This window comes from Phascolarctobacterium faecium DSM 14760, assembly GCF_003269275.1.
Lineage (GTDB): Bacteria > Bacillota > Negativicutes > Acidaminococcales > Acidaminococcaceae > Phascolarctobacterium > Phascolarctobacterium faecium.
In genome coordinates, this window is record NZ_QLTS01000010.1 from 45492 (window position 1) to 71918 (window position 26427).

The 26427-nt window shown below is 40.9% G+C and carries 25 protein-coding genes and 1 other RNA gene; 25 read left to right on the forward strand and 1 reads right to left on the reverse strand.

All coding sequences use genetic code 11. The annotated features are described in order from the left end of the window. The first annotated feature begins 229 nt into the window (after positions 1-229). The 24 genes from trpE (at position 230) to C8D73_RS10045 (ending at position 22516) form a co-directional block, all read left to right on the forward strand. The gene (gene trpE / locus C8D73_RS09930; RefSeq protein ID WP_231997898.1) at positions 230-1690 is read left to right on the forward strand and encodes an anthranilate synthase component I; all 1461 of its coding nucleotides are present in this window, start codon (positions 230-232) and stop codon (positions 1688-1690) included. Positions 1691-1704: 14 nt separating this feature from the next. Beyond that, on the forward strand, positions 1705-2271 hold the full coding sequence (locus tag C8D73_RS09935) for an anthranilate synthase component II (protein WP_021717407.1): 567 nt from the start codon (positions 1705-1707) through the stop codon (positions 2269-2271). A 15-nt stretch (positions 2272-2286) separates the two neighbouring features. Continuing rightward, the gene (gene trpD, locus C8D73_RS09940; protein ID WP_021717406.1) at positions 2287-3294 is read left to right on the forward strand and encodes an anthranilate phosphoribosyltransferase; all 1008 of its coding nucleotides are present in this window, start codon (positions 2287-2289) and stop codon (positions 3292-3294) included. A gap of 5 nt (positions 3295-3299) precedes the next feature. Further along, entirely contained in the window at positions 3300-4088 is a 789-nt protein-coding gene (gene trpC, locus C8D73_RS09945) for an indole-3-glycerol phosphate synthase TrpC (RefSeq protein ID WP_227203001.1), read from the forward strand. Next, complete coding sequence (locus tag C8D73_RS09950; protein WP_113078097.1) at positions 4081-4707, forward strand: phosphoribosylanthranilate isomerase; 627 nt, start codon at positions 4081-4083, stop codon at positions 4705-4707. The genes trpC and C8D73_RS09950 overlap by 8 nt, the downstream gene beginning before the upstream one ends. After that, on the forward strand, positions 4700-5884 hold the full coding sequence (gene trpB, locus C8D73_RS09955; protein ID WP_113078098.1) for a tryptophan synthase subunit beta: 1185 nt from the start codon (positions 4700-4702) through the stop codon (positions 5882-5884). The genes C8D73_RS09950 and trpB overlap by 8 nt, the downstream gene beginning before the upstream one ends. Beyond that, positions 5877-6656, forward strand: a complete 780-nt coding sequence (gene trpA, locus C8D73_RS09960) for a tryptophan synthase subunit alpha (protein WP_113078099.1) — start codon at positions 5877-5879, stop codon at positions 6654-6656. The genes trpB and trpA overlap by 8 nt, the downstream gene beginning before the upstream one ends. Positions 6657-6818: 162 nt before the next feature. After that, positions 6819-8369, forward strand: coding sequence for an AbgT family transporter (locus C8D73_RS09965; protein WP_113078100.1), 1551 nt, complete (start codon positions 6819-6821; stop codon positions 8367-8369). Positions 8370-8391: 22 nt separating this feature from the next. Further along, a complete protein-coding gene (pepT, locus tag C8D73_RS09970) occupies positions 8392-9639 on the forward strand; it encodes a peptidase T (protein WP_113078101.1) in 1248 nt (415 codons plus the stop codon). A 126-nt stretch (positions 9640-9765) separates the two neighbouring features. After that, entirely contained in the window at positions 9766-10464 is a 699-nt protein-coding gene (locus C8D73_RS09975; protein WP_113078102.1) for a tRNA (adenine(22)-N(1))-methyltransferase, read from the forward strand. Then, a complete protein-coding gene (locus C8D73_RS09980; protein ID WP_046430728.1) occupies positions 10445-11239 on the forward strand; it encodes a Nif3-like dinuclear metal center hexameric protein in 795 nt (264 codons plus the stop codon). The genes C8D73_RS09975 and C8D73_RS09980 overlap by 20 nt, the downstream gene beginning before the upstream one ends. Positions 11240-11268: 29 nt before the next feature. Next, complete coding sequence (locus C8D73_RS09985) at positions 11269-12192, forward strand: 3'-5' exoribonuclease YhaM family protein (RefSeq protein ID WP_021717398.1); 924 nt, start codon at positions 11269-11271, stop codon at positions 12190-12192. A 36-nt stretch (positions 12193-12228) separates the two neighbouring features. Further along, positions 12229-12581, forward strand: an RNA gene (rnpB, locus tag C8D73_RS09990) — RNase P RNA component class A. 128 nt (positions 12582-12709) lie between these two features. Then, positions 12710-13639: a glycosyltransferase family 2 protein gene (locus C8D73_RS09995; RefSeq protein ID WP_021717397.1), complete on the forward strand. Its 930-nt coding sequence runs from the start codon at positions 12710-12712 to the stop codon at positions 13637-13639. 56 nt (positions 13640-13695) lie between these two features. Next, positions 13696-14373 (forward strand): C40 family peptidase, encoded by a 678-nt coding sequence (locus C8D73_RS10000; protein WP_370820492.1) that lies wholly within the window; start codon positions 13696-13698, stop codon positions 14371-14373. 186 nt (positions 14374-14559) lie between these two features. Continuing rightward, the gene (locus tag C8D73_RS10005; protein ID WP_021717395.1) at positions 14560-15258 is read left to right on the forward strand and encodes a response regulator transcription factor; all 699 of its coding nucleotides are present in this window, start codon (positions 14560-14562) and stop codon (positions 15256-15258) included. Continuing rightward, positions 15251-16777 carry a sensor histidine kinase gene (locus C8D73_RS10010; protein ID WP_021717394.1) on the forward strand — a complete coding sequence of 509 codons (1527 nt, stop codon included), beginning with the start codon at positions 15251-15253 and terminating at the stop codon, positions 16775-16777. Before C8D73_RS10005 ends, C8D73_RS10010 begins: the two co-directional genes overlap by 8 nt. Beyond that, positions 16771-17289, forward strand: a complete 519-nt coding sequence (locus C8D73_RS10015; protein ID WP_021717393.1) for a YqeG family HAD IIIA-type phosphatase — start codon at positions 16771-16773, stop codon at positions 17287-17289. Before C8D73_RS10010 ends, C8D73_RS10015 begins: the two co-directional genes overlap by 7 nt. Beyond that, positions 17286-18065, forward strand: a complete 780-nt coding sequence (locus tag C8D73_RS10020) for a carbon-nitrogen family hydrolase (RefSeq protein ID WP_021717392.1) — start codon at positions 17286-17288, stop codon at positions 18063-18065. The genes C8D73_RS10015 and C8D73_RS10020 overlap by 4 nt, the downstream gene beginning before the upstream one ends. Next, on the forward strand, positions 18062-19111 hold the full coding sequence (locus C8D73_RS10025; RefSeq protein ID WP_113078103.1) for a M15 family metallopeptidase: 1050 nt from the start codon (positions 18062-18064) through the stop codon (positions 19109-19111). Before C8D73_RS10020 ends, C8D73_RS10025 begins: the two co-directional genes overlap by 4 nt. 65 nt (positions 19112-19176) lie before the next feature. Further along, positions 19177-19515 (forward strand): YlbF/YmcA family competence regulator, encoded by a 339-nt coding sequence (locus tag C8D73_RS10030; RefSeq protein WP_021717390.1) that lies wholly within the window; start codon positions 19177-19179, stop codon positions 19513-19515. Beyond that, a complete protein-coding gene (murB, locus tag C8D73_RS10035; RefSeq protein ID WP_370821965.1) occupies positions 19505-20425 on the forward strand; it encodes a UDP-N-acetylmuramate dehydrogenase in 921 nt (306 codons plus the stop codon). Before C8D73_RS10030 ends, murB begins: the two co-directional genes overlap by 11 nt. A gap of 130 nt (positions 20426-20555) precedes the next feature. Next, positions 20556-22118 carry a hypothetical protein gene (locus tag C8D73_RS10040; protein ID WP_021717388.1) on the forward strand — a complete coding sequence of 521 codons (1563 nt, stop codon included), beginning with the start codon at positions 20556-20558 and terminating at the stop codon, positions 22116-22118. A 20-nt stretch (positions 22119-22138) separates the two neighbouring features. After that, positions 22139-22516 carry an NfeD family protein gene (locus tag C8D73_RS10045; RefSeq protein WP_021717387.1) on the forward strand — a complete coding sequence of 126 codons (378 nt, stop codon included), beginning with the start codon at positions 22139-22141 and terminating at the stop codon, positions 22514-22516. Positions 22517-22624: 108 nt separating this feature from the next. Here C8D73_RS10045 and pepF read toward each other — a convergent pair whose 3' ends face one another. Then, the gene (gene pepF / locus C8D73_RS10050; protein WP_113078104.1) at positions 22625-24442 is read right to left on the reverse strand and encodes an oligoendopeptidase F; all 1818 of its coding nucleotides are present in this window, start codon (positions 24440-24442) and stop codon (positions 22625-22627) included. A gap of 83 nt (positions 24443-24525) precedes the next feature. On the opposite strand from pepF, the gene C8D73_RS10055 reads away from it, so the two are divergent. Beyond that, positions 24526-26253, forward strand: coding sequence for a B12-binding domain-containing radical SAM protein (locus tag C8D73_RS10055; protein ID WP_113078105.1), 1728 nt, complete (start codon positions 24526-24528; stop codon positions 26251-26253). Positions 26254-26427 lie beyond the last annotated feature (174 nt).

Consider the following 26427-nt stretch of genomic DNA (forward strand, 5'->3'; position numbering starts at 1 on the left):
ATGCAGTTTGATAAATGGACCGCTGAGGGTGCAGTCAAATCGGCTTGCCGAAAGTACTCTGCAACGCAACGCCTGCGTTAAGGGCGAGGGGTGTGTTGGCACTCTGCTTTAAGTGCACGATTTATTTTCGTGAATCAAGGTGGTACCGCAGGTATATGTTTTTTCAACCTGTCCTTGTTATAACAAGGGCAGGTTTTTTATTTATTTTAACGATGAAGGAGTGAAAACAGTGCTTAATCTTACGCTGGAAGAAGTTAAAGCCTATCAAAAAGACTATACAGCAGTTCCAGTTGCGAAAGAATGTCTGGCTGACATGACAACGCCGCTGGCATTTTTAGCAGCTGTAAAAAACAGCAGCAACGATTATTTTCTGCTGGAAAGTTTGGAGGGCGGTGAGCGCTGGGGACGTTATTCTTTTGTCGGCTATGATCCAATCGTCAAACTGAGAGCTAAAGATAAAGTTGTAGAAGTTATTAACGGTGCTAAAGTAAAATTCAAGACCAAGGATCCTGTAAATTGTATTAAAGAGGTGCTGGCAGAATATAGGGTTCCTAAAATCGGAGGGATACCGCCTTTGACAGGAGGTTTTGTAGGCTATTTTGGTTATGACTTTGTTCAGTATTGTGAGCCGAGTCTGCAATTTGACCCGACAAAAGCGACAGATTTTCCTGATTTTGATTTGATGTTGTTTGATAAAATAGTAGCGTTTGATCACTTAAAACAGAAACTTTTTATTATTGTGAATGTACGCACAGATAATTTAGAGGTGAATTATGCAAAAGCTGAGCGGGAAATTACGGCCGTTGAAGCGCTTTTGTCTAGCTCGGTTGCTCAGAGGCCATTTATAGCGGCCAAACTTGGTGAAGTAAAATCTAATCAAAGTAAGGATCTATATGCAGCTAATGTGCAGAAATGCAAAAAATATATCAAGAATGGCGATGTATTTCAAATAGTTTATTCACAGAAATTTACAGCAGACTACGATCAGGATCTTTTTAATGCTTATCGTATCTTGCGGACGACGAACCCATCTCAATATATGGTGTTGATGAAAAATGATGATGTTGAAATCGCAGGAAGTTCGCCGGAAACTCTTGTGAAGGTGAATGGACACGAGATTACGACGATGCCGATTGCAGGTACAAGACCAAGAGGGGCGACAGAAGAACTGGACCAGGCATTGGAAAAAGAACTTTTGGCTGATGCCAAAGAAATAGCCGAACATAATATGCTGGTAGATTTAGGCCGAAATGACGTGGGACGCGTAAGTGAATTTGGCACTGTTAAAGTACTTGATTATCTGGAAATTAAAAAATTTTCTCATGTGATGCATATAACCAGCCGTGTTACTGGACGATTGAGAGCAGATAAAGATTGCCTGGATGCTTTGCAGTCCGTATTTCCAGCCGGAACTTTAAGCGGTGCTCCGAAGATCAGGGCCTGCCAGATTATTGATGAGCTGGAACCTCAGCGTCGAGGAATTTACGGCGGTGGTATGGGCTATATAGATTTTGGCGGTAATATGGATATTTGTATCACGATAAGGACTATGGTAAAACGTGCTGGTAAAGTTTATATACAGGCCGGCGGTGGGATTGTAGCCGATTCTGTGATTGACAATGAGTTCGCAGAAACAGTAAATAAAGCAGGGGCCTGTATGAAGGCGCTGCGAGAAACAGCAAAAGAATAATAAGGAGCAAAGTAATGGTAATTATTATTGATAATTATGACAGTTTTACATTTAATCTGTTTCAGTTTATTGGGATGCTGACTGATGAGGTTAAAGTATATCGTAACGATCAAATAACTGTGGAAGCTATAGAAGCTTTGCAGCCTTCGCATATTATTCTGTCACCAGGACCTGGTTTTCCTGAAAATGCAGGAATATGCGAAACTGTTTTAGAAAAGTTGCAGGGGAAGATGCCGATCTTAGGTGTGTGTCTGGGCCATCAGGCGATCGGTGAAGTGTTCGGCGGGAAAATTGTGCATGCCCGTGAGCTGGTACATGGCAAACAGAGTATGATCGAAATAGACAAGAACAGCAGATTATTTGAAGGGTTGCCACAGACAATACTTGCCGCACGGTACCATTCTCTGATAATTGATAAGTATTCCAAGCCCGAATGCCTGGAGGTCATAGCGACTACGAACGATGGAGAGATTATGGCTGTGAAACATTGCGATTATGATATTTATGGCGTCCAGTTTCATCCAGAGTCTATTATGACACCTGACGGATTAAGTATTTTAAAGAATTTTTTAGCAATATAGTAAGGAGTGAAAATAATGATCAATGAAGCAATAAATAAATTAGCAGAAAAACAAAATCTTACTGGAGCAGAGACCATAGGTGCTTTTGGGGAAATAATGAGCGGTGAAGCTACTAATGCTCAAATTGCGGCGTTTATTACGGCTATGCGTATGAAAGGTGAAACTATTGAAGAAATAACGGCATGTGCAAAGGTTTTGCGTGAGAAATGCACACATATCGATCCGGGTAAAGATGTACTGGATATTGTAGGTACTGGAGGCGATTGTGCGAATACCTTTAATATCTCTACAACAAGTTCTTTTGTGATTGCGGCGGCAGGGGTTCCTGTAGCAAAACACGGTAATCGCAGCGTTTCCAGCAAAAGCGGAGCTGCAGATGTTTTGGAAGAACTGGGTGTGAAAATAGATCTTTCGGCTGAACGTAATAAAGAGCTGCTGCAGGAAATCGATTTATGTTTTTTGTTTGCGCAGGCGTATCATGCTTCAATGAGATTTGCCGGTCCTGTGCGTAAAGAGCTTGGAATCCGCACGGTTTTCAATATTATTGGCCCCTTGGCAAATCCAGCTTTTGCCAGTCTGCAGCTTTTGGGAGTTTACAAAAAAGAGTTGGTAGAACCTTTAGCGAAAGTACTTGCTAACTTGGGTGTTAAGCGTGGCATTGTTGTTTACGGCAATGATGGGATTGATGAAGTAACTGTTTCTTCAACGAATACGATAGCAGAGATTAATGATGGTGAAATCACGACTTATACACTTGACCCACAGGCTTTTGGGTTTACCCCATGCAAAAAAAGTGATCTTATGGGCGGTGATGCAAAAATCAATGCAGGTATAACCTATGATATTTTGAGTGGTAAGGAACAAGGCGCAAAACGTGATGCAGTAGTTTTAAATTCTGGGTTGAGTTTGTATTTGGGAGGCAAAGGTTCAATTAAAGAATGTATTGAACTTGCCAGGATAACGCTTGACAATGGTAAAGCATTGCAGAAATTACAGCAGCTGATCGTTCTGAGCAATGGTTGAGGTGGATGATGATTTTAGATGAAATTGCAGCGGCTACACGGCTCAGAGTAGAGCAACTGCAAAGAATAAAAGATTTAAATAAAATTAGATCTGACGCTGAGAGTTTACCTAAAAATAACCGTGGGTTTCGTACTCGTTTGTCGAGAGATGGGATGAATTTTATTACTGAGGTCAAGAAGGCTTCACCCTCTAAAGGTATTATTAGCAAAGAGTTTGACTATCTGCGACTGGCCAGAGATTATGAAGCTGCAGGTGCAGCGGCGATTTCGTGTTTAACAGAACCGCAGTTTTTTTTAGGTAAAGACGAGTATTTACAGGCGATCAGTACTGCAGTGAAATTACCGGTTTTACGCAAAGATTTTATAATCAGTGAATATCAGATTTATGAAGCGAAAACTATTGGTGCTGATGCTGTACTACTGATTTGTGCACTGTTGGAAACGTCCATGATCAGAGAATTTTTAGATATTGCCGCCAGTGTGGGTTTGGATGTTTTAGTCGAAGCACATGATGAGTCAGAAGTGGAGTCTGCACTGAATGCGGGAGCAGAAATCATCGGCGTCAATAACCGTAATTTGAAAGATTTCAGTGTTGATTTACAGAATAGCCTGCGTTTGAGGTCGCTTGTACCACGAGATAAAATATTTGTTTCTGAAAGCGGGATCATGTGTGCAGCAGACATCAAACTGCTGCGTGCCGCTGGTGTAAATGGTTTTTTGATTGGTGAAATGCTGATGAGAAGCAATAATATTACTTTAGATTTACAGCGGCTTTCAGGTGAGATAAATGACTAAAGTTAAAATATGCGGGTTAAAACGTAAAGAAGATATTGAATTTGCCAACATACTGTTGCCGGAATATGCCGGGTTCGTTTTTGCGGCCAGTCCAAGGCAGGTTTCGGCCGAGCAAGCTGCAAAACTGCGGGCAGAATTGGATTTGAGGGTTCGGACTGTAGGTGTTTTTGTAAAAGAAGATATTAATTTTATCAAAAGGCTGGCGGCAGAACGCATTATTGATGTGGTGCAGCTGCACGGTGACGAAAGTCAGGAGTATTGCAGGGAGCTGCGCCGTAAAATAAATTTGCCTGTGATAAAAGTTCTTCGCGTGAGAAATATAGAGAGTTTTGAGAGTACGATTGATTATGAATGTGATTATCTGCTGCTTGATACTTATACAAAGACTGCCTATGGCGGCAGCGGTCAGCGCTTTGACTTGGAGATTTTAAAAAATATTAAATTGCAGCGTCCGTTTTTTCTTGCTGGTGGCTTGGATGCGAAAAATGTACATGAGGCTTTAGAAGCAAAACCATATGCGGTTGATGTGAGCGGCGGGGTGGAAACTGACGGCAGCAAAGATTTTGAAAAAATGCGTGCATTTATTGCCGCAGTGAAAGGGAGCAGAGAAAATGACTAAAGGAAGATATGGCAGGCATGGAGGACAATATATTCCGGAAACCCTGATGAATGCGGTTTTGGAATTAGAGCGTGCATATGATTATTATAAAAACGAACCGCAGTTTATGGAGGAATTGCAGGCTTTATATCGCGAATATGCTAACAGGCCTTCATTATTATATTTCGCTGAAAAAATGACTCGTGATTTAGGTGGAGCTAAAATATATTTAAAACGTGAAGATTTGAATCACACCGGATCTCATAAAATCAATAATGTTTTAGGGCAGGTGCTGCTGGCTAAAAAAATGGGGAAAAAACGTGTGATTGCTGAAACTGGGGCGGGGCAGCATGGTGTAGCTACGGCTACAGCAGCAGCTTTGATGGATATGGAATGTGTTGTTTATATGGGAAAGGAAGACACAGAGCGGCAGGCATTGAATGTTTTTCGCATGGAGCTGCTGGGAGCAAAGGTAGTGCCGGTTGAAACTGGCACGATGACTTTGAAAGATGCTGTCAATGAAGCCTTGCGTTCGTGGACTGCGAATGTTAATGATACGTACTATGTTTTAGGCAGTGTGATGGGGCCGCATCCTTATCCGGAAATAGTTCGTGATTTTCAGCGTGTAATAGGAAAAGAAGTAAAAGAACAGATGCTGGCTAAAGAGGGGCGTTTACCCGATATTGTGATGGCCTGTGTCGGCGGCGGTTCTAATGCGATGGGTTTATTTTATGATTTTATTTCTGAGACGGATGTTCAGCTCATTGGCGTTGAAGCTGCAGGGCGCGGCATTGAAACGGAAGAGACTGCGGCTACGATTAATCGTGGTAGCCTGGGAATTTTTCACGGGATGAAATCGTATTTTATGCAGGATAAGTATGGTCAGATAGCACCGGTGTATTCAATTTCAGCTGGACTTGATTATCCGGGGATCGGACCTGAACATGCACATTTATATGATACCGGACGTGCCAGCTATGTAGCCATTACAGACACTGAAGCAGTACGGGCATTCAGTTATTTATCTGAAACGGAAGGAATTATCCCTGCTATCGAAAGTGCGCATGCGCTGGCTTATGCGATGAAGGTTGCGCCTGAAATGTCAAAGGAGAAAATCATTGTCGTCAATTTGTCTGGACGTGGAGATAAAGATGTAGCGGCGATTGCCAGATATATGGGGGTAGATTTACATGAGTAAAATAAGGCAGGCTTTTAAAAATAAAAAGAAATGCTTCATCCCGTTTATTACAGGAGGAGATCCCAATCTTGAAGTTAGCAAAGAACTGATATTGGCAATGGCCGCAGCAGGTGCCGATATTATTGAAATAGGCATACCTTTTTCTGATCCTGTTGCAGAAGGAGAAGTTATTCAGCGGGGCAATGTCAGAGCGTTAAATGCAGGTACTACTACGGATAAGCTTTTTGATATGCTTGCAGAAGTACGAAATGTCACTCAGGTACCGCTGGTATTTTTAACTTATGTCAATCCGATTTTTATTTACGGAACTGAGCGGTTTATGGAAAAATGCCGTCAGCTGGAAATTGATGGCGTTATCGTACCTGATTTGCCTTATGAAGAAAAAAATGAACTGCTTTCTAATTGCAGGAAATACGATGTTGATCTTATTTCACTGATAGCTCCAACGTCTGATGACCGTATTCAAATGATCGCCAGAGAGGCCATGGGGTATATTTATGTTGTTTCTTCATTGGGAGTTACAGGTATCCGCAGTAATATAACTACAGATATTGGAGCGATAGTCAAACGTATTCGTGAAGTCACCGATACTCCTGTTGCAGTAGGGTTTGGGATCGCTACGCTGGAACAAGCTGAAAAAATGGCTGGGCTAAGTGATGGAGCGATAGTTGGCAGCGCGATTGTGAAGATTGTTGAGCAATATGGAAAAGATGCCGCAGGGCCGGTAAAAAAATATGTTGAAGAGATGGTTGCTGCAGTGAGAAAAGCGTAAAGAAAAGAATCTGCCAAGAGCGAAAAGCTTGCGGCAGTTTTTTATGAAAAGAGTACAAATTTTTTATAAAGGTTACTGCAGTAAGTGGTATTGCCGACTGACTTTTGCTATAATATTAAATCATGATATTTCTCAGATAAAATTAGTTAGGAGGCTTCAAAATTGCAGCAAAGTCAAAGTAAACAGCAGGTAGGAGGCATATTAGGATTTATAGAGCGTATCGGTAATAAAATACCGGATATTACGATTCTTTTCATCAGTGCCTTTATTTTGGTTTGTGTAGTGTCGGCAGTTTTAGCGCAGATACATTTCAATTATGTGCATCCGGCGACCGGCAGGCCTATCGAAATAACTAATATGCTCAGCGGTAAGGCGCTAGTTGATTTAATGAGTAAAATGGTCACTAATTATGCAAATTTCCCACCGCTAAGTATGGTTATCGTAGCAACACTTGGTATTGGTATTGCCGATGGGTCTGGTTACATTAATACAGGGTTGAAAAAGATACTTTCTATAACACCTAAAGTTCTGATCACACCGGTAGTTATTCTGGTAGGGATGCTCAGTCATTTGGGGCCCGACTCTGGTTATGTCATCATTATCCCGATAGCCGCTTATATGTTTTATGCAGTAGGTAAGCATCCTTTAGCAGGTATTGCTGCTTCTTTTGCAGGTATTGCCGGCGCGTTTGCTGCCAACTATACGCCTTCGGCTATTGATCCTGTTATTCAGGGGTTTACTCAAAGTGCGGCCCAGATTATTGATCCGGGATATCAGGTAAACGTATTATGCAACTATTTTTATGCGTTTGCTTCTACGTTTATAGTTATTGGTGCTTGCTGGTGGGTAACGGAAAAGATTACTAACCCATGGCTTTGGAAGGCTTGTCCGCTTGATGACGATCTGGACTTGGGCAACGAAAATAACAGCTCGATTACGCCTTCGGAGAACAGGGCTTTTAAAATAGCTACAGCAGTATTGCTGTTGATGTTGACCGGGCTTGCCGCAGCACTGTATCCGGCAGATTCTATCCTGCGTGCTCCTGATGGCGTTATTGCCAGCTTTAAGGCTCCGATAATGCAGTCGATAGTGTCGCTGATTTTTATTTTTGCAGCTTTGGTTGGTTTAGTATATGGTATTGCCTGCGGTAAATTCAAATCGCCTAAAGATGTTACGGCGGCAATGGAAGAGATTACGAAAACTTTAGTGCAGCTGATCGTATTTTATTTTTTTGCTGCTCAATTCCTATATGCGTTTGGCGCATCGAACATGGGAGCACTGATTGCTGTATCCGGTGCAGAATTCTTAAAATCATTGAATTTACCGCCGCAGGTAACTGTTTTCGGTATTATTGTTTTTGTTGCTCTGCTTAATCTTATAATTACCTCTGCTTCAGCAAAATGGGCTATTCTGGCTCCGATATTTGTGCCGATGCTGATGGCGGTAGGAATTGCGCCTGAACTGACACAAGTTGCTTTCCGAGTCAGTGATTCTGCGGTCAATGTTGTAACACCAATGTTTGCTTTTTATCCTTTAATAATTCTGTATTGCCAGAAATATGTAAAAAATGCTGGTATTGGTACATTAAGTTCCATGATGCTGCCGTATACTATAGCATTATTGGTTTCTCTTACCTTTATGTTATACTTATTTTGGTGGCTGGATATACCACTGGGGTTCCAGGCAGATTATGTTTATCCGAGACGGTTTTAACGATCAGTAAGGGGGCAGAAGAATGCAGACACGTTTATTAGAACGTTTTTTACGTTATGTAGCAGTAACAAGTCAAAGCGATGCTTCTCAGGCAGTAGTTCCTTCTACAGAAGGTCAGAGAAGTTTAGCTGAATTATTAAAAAAAGATCTTGACGAACTGGGCTTAGTTAATCTTGAGATCAGTGAATATTCTGTTCTTACAGGTAAACTTCCGGCTAATTTACCAGCCGGAAGCGGTGAACAAGTTCCGGCGGTTGGTTTTGTTGCTCATTTAGACACTGTGGATGTTAATCTTTCAGCTGATATCAAACCGCAGGTGGTACGGTCTTATAGCGGCGGGGATATTTGTCTGAATGAAAAAAAGGGGATTTATCTTCGCGAGGCAGAACATCCAGAATTATTAAAATATAAAGGTCAGGATATAGTTTGCACTGATGGTACAAGTGTATTGGGCGCTGATAACAAGGCTGCCATAGCAAATGTAGTGGTTGCATTGGAAACTTTGGTGCAAAATAAAGACCTGCAGCACGGAGATATCTATGTAGCCTTTGTGCCTGATGAAGAATGTGGATTGCGCGGAGCAAAGAAAATGGATTTCAGTAAATTTCCGGTAGCTTTTGCTTATACTATTGACTGTTGTGAATTGGGCGAAGTTGTTTATGAAACTTTCAATGCCGGCAGTGCGGTAGTAAAAATCAAAGGTGTAAGTGCACATCCTATGTCGGCGAAAGGGGTAATGGTAAATCCAACTCTGGTTGCTGTTGACTTGATAAACAGCTTTGACAGGATGCAGACACCGGAGCATACAGAAGGAACGGAAGGTTACATCTGGGCGAAGTCTATTATTTCCAATCAAAGCGAGGCCGTAGTTCAGCTGGATATACGCGATCATAATAAAAATACCTATGAGGCTAGAAAACATCTGATAAAAACAAATGTTGAATCTTTGCAGAAGCTATATCCTCGTGCAGAAATAGTATGTACTATAACGGATACTTATGGAAATATTGCAGATGCTGTCAATGATGAGAATAGAAAATGTATAGATTATATTTATACGGCGATGTCAGAGCTGGGAATAAAACCAAATACTATTGCCATGCGCGGTGGTACTGATGGTTCCTATATTTCTACGCAGGGAATTTTAACGCCAAACTATTTTACCGGAGGACATAATTTCCATTCTAACTGTGAATTTTTACCACTGCTGGCATTAGAAAAATCCTGTCAGATGACATTGAAGCTGATTGAATTGATTGCTAAAGGTTAAGTTATTCAGAATGCCTTCCCTTAAAGATTTTAAGGGAAGGCATTCTGAGTTTCACAAAGAAATAACCAACTGGAAGACAGGAATATGTTATAATTTGTATGATAAAGTAATGATGTGGGAGGCAATATGAACATTGGTGCGCGTTTGGAAGCGATTGGAAGATTAGTTCCTCAGAACGTAAGCATAGCAGATATAGGAACAGATCATGCATATCTGCCGACATGGCTGGCAGAGCGTGGAGTGATTATCAAAGCAGTTGCTGGTGATATTACTGAGGGGCCCTGTGCTGCTGCACGTAATACAGTTGCTATGTATGGCATGAATGATAAAGTAGAAGTAAGGATGGGTAATGGTTTAAGCATTATAGAGCCTGGTGAAACAGATGTTATTATAATTGCGGGTATGGGTGCCGGTACAATGATTGAAATCCTTGAAGCTTCCAGGGACACTACAAAGGAAGCCAGAAAACTGATATTGCAGCCGATGGCTGGAGCATCCTCTTTAAGGCGTTGGGCCAATGCCAACGGCTGGCGTATTGATGATGAAGTTCTTGTTGAAGAAGGACGGCATCTTTATGAAATCATTGTTCTGGAACGTGGCGCTGAGGCTGCTTTTACCGCCTTGGAATGTGAAATAGGGCCGCGCTTGCTGGAAAAAAGGCCGCCGCTTTTCAAAAAACATTTTGCTAAAGTATGCGGTCAATATCAAAAGATGCTGCTGAATATGTGCCGCAGTGCAGAAGCAAGGCAAAGTGAAAAATATCAGGAAATATACACTTTATTGCAGGAACTGGAGGGATTAGGCGATGGAAGCTACGGTAAATGATATCATTAAAGTAATGGATGGCATAGCTCCGCCTAATTTAGCAGAACCTTGGGATAATGTTGGATTGTTGGTTGGGCGCAGTAGTAATACGGTAAAAAAACTTATGGTTGCTTTGGATGTATCACCTGAAGTAGTAGAGCAGGCCGTTGAACATAAAGTACAAATGCTTGTAACACATCATCCGGTTATTTTTGATCCAATAAAAAAGATGACCGACAGGAGCTGGCAGCATAAATTACTTCTAGATTGTGCTGAAAATAAAATTGCTGTTTATAGTGCACATACCAGCCTTGATAGTGTATTGGGCGGTGTTAATGATGTTTTGGCAGAGAAAATTGGGTTGTTGCATACTGAAGTTTTAGTTCCTGCTGCCGGTGGAGAAGCAGGTTTAGGACGGGTTGGATGTTTACATGAGCCGATGACTCTGCAGGAGTTCAGTGAAAAAATTAAAACCGTCTTAAAGTTAGACAATATAATTGCAGGTGACGCTGGACGCAGGGTAAGCAAGGTTGCTGTATGTGGTGGAGCAGGTGCTGAATTCATTGATGAGGCACTGGCTGCCGGAGCAGATACCTTTGTGACTGGAGATGTGAAATATCATACTGCACAGAACGCAGTATACAGCGGCTTGAATATAATTGATGCTACACATCAGGGAACTGAATTACCTATGATAAATACGCTTGCTGACAGAATTGCACTGCGTCTAACGTCAGGCGGATTCAATGCTCAGGTTTTGGTAGCGAAGGAAAGCAAAATTTTGCAATACCTGTAACCGGTATGCTTTAGAGGATGGTGACAAATATGATCAGTGATTTTAAGGCTGGCACTAAAGTGTGTCAAGCTGTATTGCTGCGTGTGCAGAAAATTGGTAATTCGTCTAATGGCGGTGTGTTTGCGCGCGGTTTACTGGAAGATAACAGCGGCAAAATGCCGTTTATTGTTTTTGAAGCTGGCATTGTAGATAAGATGAGGTCTATGGAAGGTCCTAAAGTAATGATGGTTGGCGGCATGGTAGATATTAATAAATTTTCTAATGATATGACGCTGCAGCTGGTTTTACAACGGATGGAAGAGATTATGCCAGAAGATGATATTACCCATTTGCTGCCTAATGGTGATTTTGATCATCAGGAATATGAAAATAAGCTGCAAAAACTTATCAAAGGAGTTATGACCCCGGGAATAAGATTGATTTTGGAAAATATTTTCAGCGGGACTTTATATGATAAATTTTTGATCAATCCGGCGGGAATGCGTTTACATCATGCTTATATCGGAGGTTTGCTGCAGCATTCTGTTGATGTTGCCGGTATTGCTCAGTCGTTGGCAGATCGTATTGGTGGCGTGGATAAGGATTTGATCGTTGCAGGAGCATTGCTGCATGATATTGGCAAGATTAGAGAAATTTCTTCGGATATAGGTTTTCCATATACGATGGAAGGAAGATTGCTGGGGCATGTGTCTATGTCGGCGGTGATGGTGCAGGAGGCAGCTGGCAAGGCAAAAGTAACAGGACCTAAGCTGCAGCAGCTGTTGCATATTGTTTTATCACACCATGGTGAACAGGAAAAAGGTTCGCCGGTTGCATGTGCAACGAAAGAAAGCTTTATTGTGCATTATGCTGATGAAATTGATGCGATTATGAATCAGTTCAGTAAAAATGAAGGAAAAAATCCTTGGGAATACAATAAAATGCTGCAGCGTTTTTTATTGCATGAAGCTTGACTAAATAATCTCTATGTGTTAAATTAACAAACGATATGAGTGCGAAAGATGATCGCGGTGATGCTTAGGCGTTAACGAGGAAAGTCCGAGCTCCACAGGGCAGAATGCCGGATAACGTCCGGCGAGGGTGACCTCAGGGATAGTGCCACAGAAATGTGTACCGCCTGCTATGCAGGTAAGGGTGGAACGGTGCGGTAAGAGCGCACCAGCGGTCGGGTAACCGGCCGGCTAGGTAAACCCCATTCGGAGCAAGACCAAATAGGGGAGGGATGAAGCGGCCCGCTGAACCTTCCGGGTTGTGTCGCTGGAGCCTGCGAGTAATTACAGGCCTAGATAAATGATCATCACCGCTTTGCGGAACAGAACTCGGCTTATTGAGCACTCGTATTCTTGGATATTAAGCTGCCTGTTTCAGGCAGCTTTTCTTTTTTCTAAAAATTCACATAATCACTTCATTTTAATTTCAAAATAGTGATATAATATAAAAGTATTCTAAATTGACGGTGAGGGTAAATTAATGAAACATATTTCTTTTGTCGTGCCTGTTTTTAATGAAGAGGCCAATCTCAGGGAATTTTACCAACGGCTGACAGATATTATGTCGGCACTGCCATACGAATACGATCTTACTTTTGTTGACGATGGTTCTAAAGACAGCAGTGCTGTGATTTTGGCGGAATTGGTCCGCAATGATGAGCGCGTACAGGCTTATTTGCTTTCTCGTAATTACGGACATCAGCTGGCACTGACCTGCGGTTTGGATTATGCTGATGGTGATGCTGTTATTACAATGGATGGAGATTTGCAGCATCCGCCTGAATTAGTTCCGGACTTACTGAGGCTGTGGGAAGATGGAAATGAAATTGTCCAGACGATCCGCCTAAGTACAGAGAATGTTTCGTTTATGAAACGTTTTTCGTCAGCAGTTTACTACAAACTCATCAATATCATGTCTAAAGTGGAAATCACTCCCGGAGGCAGCGATTTCAGGCTTATGGACCAAAAAGCTGTGGAGGCTTTTCGTCTGTATCGTGAAAGAGCGCGCTTTATCAGAGGGCTTATCAATACCTTAGGATTTAAGGTCGCTAAGGTTGAATTTGTGGCTCCGCCGCGTTTTGCGGGACAATCAAAGTACAGTCTGCGTAAAATGCTGCATTTTGCATTGGATGGGATTACTTCTTTTTCAAATCTGCCATTGCGCTGGGCCTTTTACTGCGGCGTGTTCTGTGGGCTTTGCAGCCTGATGGTTTTGGGGCATGTTTTCTATGTTAAATATGTTATTGACGATGCTGTACCAGGTTGGGCGACAATGACCGCCAGTGTCTTGTTTTTGGGAGGTATTCAATTAGTAGGCATTGGTATTTTGGGAGAGTATATCGGACGTGTTTTTGAAGAAGTTAAGCAGAGACCGCTGTATCTTGTAGGACGTCATCTCGGAAAAAAGTAAGATAGTTTTACAATATTGTAAGTTTATGTTATAATTATTTACAGTTGAGAAAGGATGTGCGGTGCTTGCTGAAAAAAAAGCTGTTATGTGTAGTATTGACAATGATGTTTTGTTTTATGAACATTGCGACTGCCTTGGCGTCTTTTGAACGTGGTGACGAAGGGCAAGAAGTCATTGATATTCAAAAACGTCTGGTAGAATTACAATATAAAGTATCTAATGTTGACGGTAAATTCGGTCCTGAAACAGAAGCTGCTGTAAAGCAGTTCCAAACAGATAAAAGTTTGGAGGTAGACGGAATTATCGGCAATGATACTTATCGTGCATTGATGCAGAAAGACATGCCTCCTAATCGTTCCGGTCGCAGTGCTGCAGTGCGTAATGTCATTCGAGCAGCATACAGCGTTCTGGGAACGCCTTATGTTTTTGGCGGTACCAGTACTTATGGCTTTGATTGTTCAGGTTTTACTCAATATGCTTTTGCACGTGCAGGAATCAGCATTCCCCGTATGGCTGATAGCCAGTTATATTATGGCCGTCAGATTTCCATGAGCGAACTGCGTCCGGGAGATTTGATTTTCTTTTCTACCTATGAACCAGGTGCTTCTCATTGCGGTATTTATCTTGGCGATGGCAAATTTATCCATGCCGGCACCAGCACAGGCGTGGTTGTGGCTGATGCGTTCACAGGTTACTGGGGCGAACGTTATTACGGAGCCTGCCGCGTTTTATAAAAATATAACTTTCAGCAGACAAGTTTTCTTGTCTGCTTTTTTTATGAGAAAAACGAGACTGAAAATGTATTTATTTGTCATAAATCTGTTTAAGTTGTAATATTTTTGTGAAAGCAGTATAAAAACAGGCTTTTTAAAGAAAACTATTGTATAATAATAAGCAAGAATAGTTATGAGGTGATTAGTATGGATATTCAAAAAGTTTTAATTGCCGACGACGAAAAGCATATTCGCGAGATTCTTAAGATGTATTGCGAAAAAGAAGGCTTTGATGTTATCGAAGCAGCTGATGGTGCCGAGGCGATTTTAAAAGTACAATCTGAGAAGCCGGATATTCTTATTTTGGATATTATGATGCCAGTCATGGACGGTTTGGAGGTTTGCAAGCAAGTACGCAAAATGTCTGATCTACCTATTATTATGCTGACGGCTAAAGATGAAGATGATGATCGTATTTTAGGGTTGGAGATCGGTGCGGATGATTATATTACGAAGCCTTTTAATAGCCGTGAGGTAGTTGCCCGTATAAAAGCGGTTCTGCGACGTGCTGGAGCCCAGGAAAAACAGGAAGGTCGTTCGCGGGTAGAATATGACGGGTTGACAATTGATATGGAAGAGTATCAGGTGGTTGCTTTTGGTCAGAAAATGACCTTTACTGCTAAAGAAATGGAATTACTCTGGTGCTTGGCAACCAATCCTGGTAAGGCTTTTTCTCGAAACCAGCTGTTGGAAACCATTTGGGGTTATTCTTATTATGGTGATACACGAACTGTGGATACGCACATCAAACGTATTCGCCAAAAACTAAACATTCCAGAAAATTCTAAATGGGATATTACCACTATTTGGGGTGTTGGTTATAAATTTGAGGTGAAGAGTGAATAAGTCTTTAAGTACCCGGCTTATGTACAGCTTCATGGCTTTGATCGTAGTTATTGTAGTCGGCGTGACAGCGGGTATTTCTTACCTTATCGCCGACTATTTTTTTAAGATTAAAGAGCAGGAGCTGGCGCAAAAAGGTAATGAAATGGCTGAAACCATTGAATATTTTATGCTGCGTGATACTGATCGAACAACGCTGCACCGCTATATAGTTGCTGTAGACAGGCTGGTTGGAGCACGTATTTGGCTTTTTGACAATAAATATGATCTTTTGGCTGCTTCTTTGGTTAATACTGATGAAGATGCAGATGGTAACAAATTGATCCGCAATTATAATTCGAAAGAGGGAACCGAGCTCTTAGGAAAAGAGATAAAAGGTGGCAATTTATCTACTAAAGTACGCAGTATCTTGAAAGATGTTTACAGTGGTAAATCGGTAAAATCACAGATTTTTCATCCGTATTATAAAGAACAGGTTATGCTGGTTGGTGTGCCGTATGGTAAACAGGATGGGGCACATGGAGCTATTTTGCTGGCAGAGCCGCTGAGCGGTTTCGATAGTTTTCTGCGTGATATATATATATATACTTCGATCGTAGGTGTACTGGCGCTTATTTTAAGCTTATTTATGGTCAGGAGATTATCACGTTCTATTATCAGGCCTTTGATATCAATGAAAGACAGTGCGGCTGCTATAGCTTCCGGCGACTATACACGTAAGGTAGAAGTACATGGCGAAGATGAGGTGGCTGCTTTAGGCAGGGCTTTGAATGCACTTGGTAATGACCTCAGTGCTTTTGTTGATAAGACAGAGCGAACTGAAAAAATCCGCCGTGATTTCGTTGCTAATGTTTCGCATGAATTAAGGACTCCTATAACTATTATTCGTGGTTATAATGAGGCTATCAGCGATGGTACTATTACAGATAAAGAAATGATCCAGCGCTACCGTGCTTTGATAAATGAAGAAACTATCAGGTTAGAACGCATGATCAGGGAACTTCTCAATATAAGTCGTTTTCAGGCCAGTGATGAGCTGACGACAGGAATAGAGCCTTTACCGTTAGCAGAAATTGTGCGAAATGTCACAGAAAAGCTGATGGTTAAATCGGTTAAACGACATGTGACATTGGTTATTCATGCAGATGAAAATATCGCTGTAGTAGGTAATGGCGACCAACTTGTACAGCTTATTATGATCTTGGGTGACAATGCTCTGAAATATTCTCCGGATAATGGCACTATTTCTTTTACTGCAGTAAGGCAAGAAGATGGCAGTGTGCTGCTTTCAGTGGCAGATCAGGGACCGGGTATTCCAGAAGAGGATCTGCCGTTTATTTGGGAACGATTTTATAAAGTGGATAAATCTCATTGCCGTAATGTACCTGGAACAGGGCTTGGACTTGCGATTGCCAAGGAAATTATCCGTGTTCACGGGGCTAAAGCACAGGTGTTTAGTATCCCGGGTGTCGGTACACGATTTGAAGTTACCTTTCCGAAGGAGAAAGTCGTTTTATGTTAAAAATTTTTTGCCCGGATTTTCGCTTTGACAGTATTGCGTCGATTCCGGTTGAATGGCTGAAAAAGCAACAGGTAGAAAGAGTTATTTTAGATGTTGATAATACTTTACTGCCGCGTGATGAAGTACAGCTGGATGCAGATGTACTGAATTGGCTGCAATTACTTCGCAAAAATGAAATTGAAATAGTGTTGCTTTCTAATAATGGTGGAGAAAGACTGCGGAAAATCAGCGAAGCTGCTCAGATTGAAGCAGTAAGCTGGGCAGTAAAGCCAATGCCTTGGGGGTTTAAAAGAGCTCTTAAACGTTTTGGTAGGCAGCAGGGTAAAGTGTTAGTCATTGGTGATCAGCTTTTAACTGATGTGTTGGGAGCAAAACGGATGGGGTTTACTGTGCTTTGGGTACGTTCGTTACAGGGGAAGGAATTTCCAATGACAAGAATTACAAGGCAAATAGAAAAAATGCTGGTGCGCAGGTTAGATGCACAGGGCTTATTGCCGGAGGAAAGAAAATGAAAGTTGCATTGATCCAAATGGAAATAGCAGAGAAAAACACGCCTGGGAATATTGTACATGGGCTTGACTTACTGCAGGAGGCTGCTGCTAACAGCGACATTGCCGTATTGCCTGAAATTTGGACCACAGGGTATTCTTTAGGACGAATTGAAGAAGAAGCCGAAACTATAGATGGGAGTACGATTGCTGCAGTACGAAAGATTGCCAATGATCATCACTGTGCAGTAGTTGCAGGGTCTATTCCTTTGCGTCATAAAGATGGAAAAATTTATAATAATACCGTAGTTATTGATAAACAGGGCAGTGTTGTAGCGTCTTACAGCAAAGTACATCTTTTTGGTTTATTTAATGAAGAACGTTTTTTTGCTGCTGGTGATAATTTTGATACTTATGAGTTGAACGGAGTTATTTGTGGTTCTACTATTTGTTATGATCTGCGATTTCCTGAATTGTACAGGCATTTATCACTTCAGGGAGCAAAAATAATTTTTGTGCCTGCAGAATGGCCGTCGGCCCGGGGGGATATTTGGACTTTACTGTCACAGGCCCGCGGGGCAGAAAATCATAACTATATTGTTGCTGTTAATTGTGTCGGTAATTTTAAAGGGGCTCCTTTTTACGGACATTCGATGGTAGTAGATCCTATGGGAAAAATTATAGCTGAAGGTGGCAGTGCAGAGGAAATCATTTATTGTGACATTGATTTAGCTTATATAGACAAGGTGCGTGCAAGGCTTAATGCATTGGCTGATGTGCGTAAGGAGCTTATACGATGATAAAAAAGCTGCTTGGAACAATACTTTTATGTGCGGGACTTGTTGTACAAAGCCTGCCTGGACAGGCTGCGGTACTTGAACCCAGAGAATGCCCAAAGGATTTGAAATACCTATTGGGTATGTATTATGGGAATGGTGAGCAGTTCGTTATAAGGGAACGCAATGGCGAATTGGAACTTTTATACCGTACGACCCGTGAAGATTATAAATTTGCAAACAGCAATCAGTTTCCGCTGAAAAAGGAACGCTTTGATTCATATACTCTTCTGGAAGCGGGACCGATGAACAATACTGAAACCAGTGTGCGTTTTGAACGTGATCCTGATGGTTATGGCATTACGTGTAAAATAGGCGGCAATCGTTACAGCAGGGCCTTTTTTGGGCCAGATAGAGAAAAGCCTTTTCGTATTCCGCAGCCGTCTGATTGGCAGGGGTTAAAAAAGGCTGCATCAGAAGCGGCTATACCTTCAGCATTGACGACTGGCAAGCAGGCGGAGTTAGTCGATGTTACAAAAGCTATAACAGGTATAAAGCTTGATTTGCGTTATGCAGGAACCAATAATTGCTTTGGAATGTCTATTGTTGATGTCAAGAAGGCTTATCTTGATAGAGTGGCGGCTGTGGCCTTAGGACGAGTTCAGAAAAGACTTGCTGATTATGGTTATGGCCTTGTTATTTGGGAAGCCTACAGACCGTGGTCTGTATCCAAGCTTGCCTATGACGCGTTCCCAGATGATAAAAAACAAATGCTGCCAACTCCGGAGCAGGGGTTTTCTCATAATACAGGCAAAGCTGTTGACGTAAGCCTTTATTATCTTGAAACAGGTGAATCAGTGGAAATGATCAGTGATTTTGATGAACCGTCCATCAGACAATATAGCAAGTTTACAGGCGGGACAGAGTTAGAACGTTACCAGCGTGATTTGCTGCATCAGCTGATGAGCTTGGAAGGCTTTTCTGTCAGCGACATGGAATGGTGGCATTTTGAATATGAACCGGATACTGTTTACAGTCATTTAAATGTACCGCTGCAGGGATTGAACTAAAGCTTTACAGAAAATTTAGATATGCTATAATATAAAAGCTAAAAAAAATTAAGAGGTGAACCAGCATGAACGTTTACGATTGTGCAAATGAATTGGCCAAAGCTATGCGCGAAAGTCAGGAATACAAAAAATTAAAAGAAGCTAAAGCTGCTCTTGAGCAAGATCCAAAAGGCAAAGAGATGGCTGAGGAATTTTTAAAATTGAGCCAGGAAATAGAATTAGCGAAATATCAGGGACAGGAAGTTCCGGAAGAAAAAAATGAAAAATTACAAAAGCTTACTGGCATTTTAGGGTTAAATACAGTTGCTATGGAGTATCTGCATGCCTTTATGCGTTTTCAAATGATGATGGGTGATATTTCAAAATCTATCGGAGACGTAGTGAAGGAAGTTGCTGGTGAATAAAGAGTTTTTGGATTTAGCTGAACAACTGAAAAGTTCTGTTTCCTGTACTGTGCGTTTGAATGAGCTGATGAGTGGGCATACATCTTTTAAGATTGGCGGACCAGCTGATATTCTGGTTTTGCCGGAGTCCATTGAACAATTACGGGAAGTTTTGAAAGTGGTCAAGGAAACTGTTGTTCCTCTTACTTTACTTGGCAATGGATCAAATGTTTTAGTGCGCGATAAGGGCATCCGTGGTATTGTTATAAAGCTGGGGAATATGCTGCGGCATTTTTATGAAGCAGAGGACTTGTTGGTCTTTGGATCTGGTTACTCACTGGCATTAGCTTCATATAAAGCGATGGAATGCGGAAAGACCGGAATGGAATTCGCTGTAGGTATTCCTGGAAGTATTGGCGGTGCCGTGTATATGAATGCTGGCGCCTATGATGGTGAGATGCAGAATATTGTCAATTGTGTAAAGGTTATGGATTTACAGGGAAATGAACGTGTTCTTACTGCTGAAGAGCTGAACTTTGGTTATCGAAAAACCAGTTTACAGAACAGTGGACTTATTGTTACAGAAGTAACTTTAAAAATGCCTTCCGGTAATAAAGATGAAATCAAGTCTAAAATGGATGATTTCAGTCACCGGCGTATTAGTAAACAGCCGTTAGAAATGCCAAGTGCAGGCAGTATGTTTAAACGACCACCAGGATATTTTGCCGGTACTCTGATTGATCAGGCCGGGCTAAAGGGTTATACGGTAGGTGGCGCCCAGATTTCTACTAAGCATGCTGGATTTGTTGTTAATGTTGGTGGTGCTACAGCTGCTGATGTTTTACAGCTTATTAAGGACGTACAGACCAAAATAAAAGCTGGTGTTGGTGTTGAATTGCAGCCAGAAGTTTTGGTAATCGGTGAAGAATAAGAATTGCTTACTCCAAAAGCTCCGATATTTGATATCGGAGCTTTTTTACTGTCACAGAATGTTCAATTGAAAAGCATGGGAACGCTATGATATAATAACAGCATTGCAGGGAAAGAAGGATTTTAGATTAATGAATAATGAAAAAGACAATGTGTATGATTTAGTAGAAGATTTTTATGCCCATGATGAAGGCTGGAACACATTGCTCAGACAAGAATATGCCGAAGGCTTTTTACGAATGGAAGCATGGAAAGGCAAAAAAAACAGTGATTTATATCGTAGTTGGGATAATTTAACGATGCTGTGTTTATATCTTGGCAGTGCTGAAACGTTTCTGGGAGATATGAATGCGGATGATTTTATTGATTGTATAGCTTGGTGCGGCAGAAATATTTCAGAGTTTACTCCTGATTATAAGAATACACAAGATTTTTTAGAAACATGTGACGGGTTGTTTAAATATTTGAAAGGTAAAAATGCCATTTCTAATGATACGGTACCTGCTACTGCTGCCGAAATATTGCTGCAAGAAGGTAAAATGAATATAATTTTACCGGATGGAAGCTTTGATGAAGCAAATGCAGAAAGAGCGTGGAATGCGACTCCGGATATACCTGCTAAAATATTTTTAAATATTGGAGAGCGCCTGCAGGAATTGCTTGAGGTACTGCATAGGTTTTTTGAGAGAGAATATTTTCGTTTGGACCTCGATAGAGCTGCGTTTTTATATTATGGTATTTTAATGGGCTATGAAGATGAAAAAAAAGATAGTATTGAAGAAACCAGTGAATGCTTTTGGGATTATTTTTTGTTTGACTATCATTTGCTGCGTAGTGATAAAAGACCTTTGGAATTCTTTTATGAACGGACTTGCCTGCCTGAGAGTGACGATTACGACGAAGAGTTTGCCAAACGTAACCGTGATGTTTTAGAAGAATTATGCAAAGCAAGGCTGGCTATATTCAAAATTGACAGTTATACAGATGACGGTGCTTTTTATTGTACAGACTGGCTGAGTGGAGAAAAATATACGTTAAGTCTGCCGCTGGAAGAATCGGAAGATTTAAATGACGCTATTTTGCTGGGCCATATTTTTTATAATGAAAGTATGATAATGAATTATGTAAGCTGTCTTAAAATAGGCAAAGTAGCGCAGAAACGTCTGTTTAATACACTGAAGTCGTGTAAGGAATGGTATAATATTCAGGATCCTGCGGCGGATTGGGAAGCATTTATAGCCAGAAATCCGATGCTGCTTCGGCATATGGTATTTTTATATTCTGCTTTTGTAAATCTGAATAATTTTAACTATGAAACTGAGCATAAAAACTATCTTCCTACGGAAATAGATTATAAGGACAGAGTTATTCTGAGAATCAGACAGATGATGGAGCCATATCATTTTGCTGAACGCGATATTAAATTGGTCATACAGTTGTGGTCTGATTTTAAGGTTAAGTTCTGCAGAGAAGTAAGAATGCCTGATATTTGGGCTGCAGGAGCTATTTTTGATTTTATCAAGACAAATGGTGTCTACAATTATGATGATGAAAAAATTGCTGAGTTGTGCCACAATGTTCCTTTGGACGTAATGAGGCGTATGGCAAAGGAAATATGGGTAACTTTGGGGATAGAAAAACACGATCCACGTTACATCAACGAAGAAGGAATTTTGCTGATGGCGCTTTCCTAACGTGAAAAAGGAGTTTTGCTATGAAATGTAGTTTTTGCGGAAAAGAATTAGAACGTGGCACGCAGGAGTGTCCATATTGTCATTGTAGTATTGAAGCCGAAGTACAGGTTCTGCGCCCTGAAGAAAGAGATACCTTTGATGGCGTTACTATTGAGCAGGATGGTAATGCAGAAGGAGGAACCCGCGTAGAAGATATGCGCACAGAGCGTAGAACTTATGAACAAAATAACGGCGGTCCGCAGATCCGTGTTCATAGTTTTGGTTGCGGAAGCGGTATTTTGATGACGTTGTTGATTTTAGGTGGTATTTTAGCGATCTTTTTCTTTTTGCTGCCTACATTTTTGATTTTTGCTGCTATTGGAGCAGTAGTAGTATTCATTATGCGGCTTTTTATGTAAAATAATTAAAAAATGTGTTCAGAGTTGAGTCTAAAAACTAAATTTATTTGATTTATTTTAGAGAAAAGAAACTCCGCCTGTTATTTAAACAAGCGGAGTTTCTTTTTGTTATTTTCCAAGTAAAGTTTTTAATTCTTGTAGTTTTTCTGCAAATTTGTGCAGTGTTACGGTAACCGGCAAAGGGGTCGTTAAATCGACACCGGCTGTTTTTAACAGGTTCAGAGAATAGTCACTGCCGCCGGAAGCAAGGAAGTGCAGATATTTTTCTACTGCCTTAGGTTTATTTTCGAGTATTGCCGAGGCAAAGGCGGTGGCTGCACTGTAACCGGTTGCATATTTATATACATAAAATGGGGTATAGAAATGAGGGATACGTGACCATTCACTGGCTAATTCTGCGTCTACAGTAAGCGCAGGGCCATAATAACGTTTGTTGCTGTCCAACCAATAGGTTTCCAGCATTGCAGCCTGCAGTGTACGGCCCTCGTTGATTTCATTATGGATGAACTTTTCAAACTCAGCAAATTGTACCTGACGGTAAACGGTAGTACGTACGGCTTCGAGAAATTGGTTGAGAAGATAGATTTTCTGTTCTGGAGAAGCTGTTTTTAAGGTATGCTCTAAAAGTAAGATTTCATTTGTGGTAGAGGCGACTTCGGCGCAGAAAATAGAATAATCACTGTTGATATATGTTTGGGACTTATTGCTGAAATAGCTATGCAGTGCATGTCCCATTTCATGAGCAAGAGTAGATATACTGTTATAGCGGGGCTGATAATTCAGCAGAACATAAGGATGTACTCCGTAGATTCCCCATGAATAAGCTCCGCTTCGTTTACCTTTGTTTTCGTAAATATCGATCCACTGTTTATCGAAACCCTCTTGTAAGGCGGCCTGATAATCATAGCTCAAAGGAGAGAGCGCTGCTGTTACTTTGACCTTTGCTTCATCAAAATCACAGGCAAAGCTGTCGGCGGCATTGCTGATTGGCTGGTAAATATCATAAGCGTGAAATTCATCCAATCCAAGTATTTCTTTTTTTAGGGCTATATACTCATGTAAAGGTTTTAAATTTTCGTGAACGGTCTCAATCAGACCGTCATATAAACTTGGCGGTATATTATCTTCAGAGAGACAGGCTTCTAAAGTATCATGATATTTATGGGCAGTTGCATAAAACGCACTGACACGGCAATTGCTGGAAAGCGTATTGGCGAGCGTATTGCGGTATTTATGGTAAGTAGTCATTAAGCCTTTGAAAGAATTACGGCGCAGTAATCTGTCATTGCTGGTCATATTGAGCAAATAATTGCCTTCGCTGACAGTTACATCCAGTCCTTCTGAATTTTTAACCAGAGGAAATTGCATATCAGCACTGACTAAGCTGCGGAAAATAGCAGCTGGGCCTGAAGTTGCCAGCTGGCTCAATGAAAGCAGTTCTTCCTGCTCTTTGGGAAGAACATGTTTGGATAATCGCAGTAAATTATTAAGATAAAATCGATAATCACTAAAATCAGAGTCAGATAATAGATCGTTTAATTTTTCCTGACTTAATGATAAAAGCTCCGGTTCAACAAAGGAAACAGCATTGCTGAAAGCGGCGGCTAAAGCTTCGGCTTCGCCCACCAGAGCCTGAAATTGCTGATTGGCATTATCAGTATCCTGCTGAAGTCTTGCATAGGCATATAATTTACTGATAATGATGGAAAGTTTTTCCTGTTCCCGCAATACCGTTTTTAAAGTCTGACAGTCATGCAGTTGGCCTTTATATTGACTAAAAGCGTCAACATCCTTTTTAAATTGCTGACTTGCTGTTTTCCAGGATTCCTGATCGGGATAAATATCATTGATGTTCCATTGAAAACGGCTGTCTATACTACTGCGCGACACTAAACTGCCATGCTCGGGTTCGTTATTTTTAGTCATAAATTAAATTCACTCCTTGCAAAATCTAAAATACTTTATTATTATAACACAGACAGCATATGAAAGGTTAGAGGCGTGATTTTATGAAAAGTATTTTAGTAGCTATTAACAGTAAATATGTTCATACAGCATTGGGACTGCGTTATGTAAACGAATTCTGCAGAAAAAACGCAATAGAAGTAACGCTTATCGAAGAGACCATACAAACTCCGCTTTTGGCGGTATTGGCAGAGATAACAAGAGCCAAGCCAGAAGTTGTGGGATTTTCTGTGCATATTTGGAATAAAACTTATGTCTACAGCTTGATAGAGTTAGTCAGAAAAGTACTGCCTGCAGCGAAAATAGTTGTTGGCGGTCCTGAGGTGGCTTTTGAGCCAGAAAGAATTTTTAACGAAAAAAGTGAAATAGATTTTATTGTACAGGGTGAAGGAGAAATTTGCTTTTCTGAATTGTTAAAAGCATTAAAAAATGCTGACGATAAGGTGCCGGCGCACATTGCTTATCGTGATAAAAATGGTGCTGTGCAAATTAATGGCGGTGTAACAGTTGTTGAAGATCTGGCAGAGTTGGGGTTCCCATACCCTGATTTGGAAACTATAGTTGCTGAAAATAAAATAGTTTATTATGAATGTACACGGGGCTGTCCTTTCCAGTGTTCCTACTGTTTATCTGGTATTTCTCATTCTGTTCGCAGACGTCCGCTCGAAAAAGTACTGTTGGATTTAGAACACTTTATGGAAGCGAAAGTGCCACTGGTAAAATTTGTTGACCGTACATATAATTTGGATGAAACATATTTTCTGCCTATCATGCATTACTTATCCATGGCTGATACAGAGACGACCTTTCATTTTGAAATTAAAGCTGATTTGCTTTCAGAAAACACATTGAAATTCTTGGAAACAGTACCAGAAGGTCGTTTTCAGTTCGAAATTGGTGTTCAAAGCACAAATACAAAAACATTGGAAGCCATCGGCAGGGAAAATAACTGGAAGAAATTAGCAGATAATGTCGGACGGCTTTTGCAAAACAATAATATCCATCTGCACCTCGACTTAATTGCTGGCTTACCATATGAAGGACTAAAAGAGTTTATAAAATCATTTAACGATGTTTATGGACTGAGACCGCATATGCTGCAGTTAGGATTTTTAAAAGTGCTGCAGGGGACGGTTATGCAAAGTCAGGCTCAAGAACACGGTTTGCTGTATATGAGTGAACCGCCTTATGAGGTTGTTCAGACTAAGTATATGGGATATGAAGAATTACGCTTTCTTAAAGTTTTGGAAGATGTTTTTGAAAATACCTACAATACAGGTAAGTTTAATAACGTTTTAGCATATCTTATAAAGGCAAATAATGGAACTGCATTTGATTTTTATCGCAAGCTGACAGAATGGTGGGAAAGCAGAGGCTTGTATCCTCAGGGACATAATGCTCGCGGTGTAACAAAATTGTTGTGGGAATTTACATGTGACTGTTATCCTTCCGAAAAAACAAATGTAAAAGAAATATTAAGATTTGATGTATTTGTTTCTCAGCCTAACTGGCTTCCCAGCTGGATGGGATGGAAAACAGCTGAATTAAATGAACGTGCTATGGCCTTTTGGCGGGATAAAGACGAGGTTCGTCAATATTTGCCGGATTATATTTTTTCAACCTGGAGGCAGATACGTAAGAATTATCCTATTGAAGCGTTTGACTATAATGTGTATTCTGGAGTTGCGGAAAGAGTGGTTTTTATGGCGGATTACAGCAACGGTAAATGTATCGTTAAACCATTGATCAGTAAGTACTTACAAAATAATTAAAAAAACATAAAAAAGTTGTAAAAAAGGTGTTGACAGAAGTAACGGGGAATGCTATTATATACAAGTCGCCGAAATGCGGCGGCAGGCAGAACCTTGAAAACTGAACAATAACCAAAAACGAATGTGCGGGCGAGCGTTTCTTGAAAGAGGAGCGTTTGCCAAGTCAAAAAATAA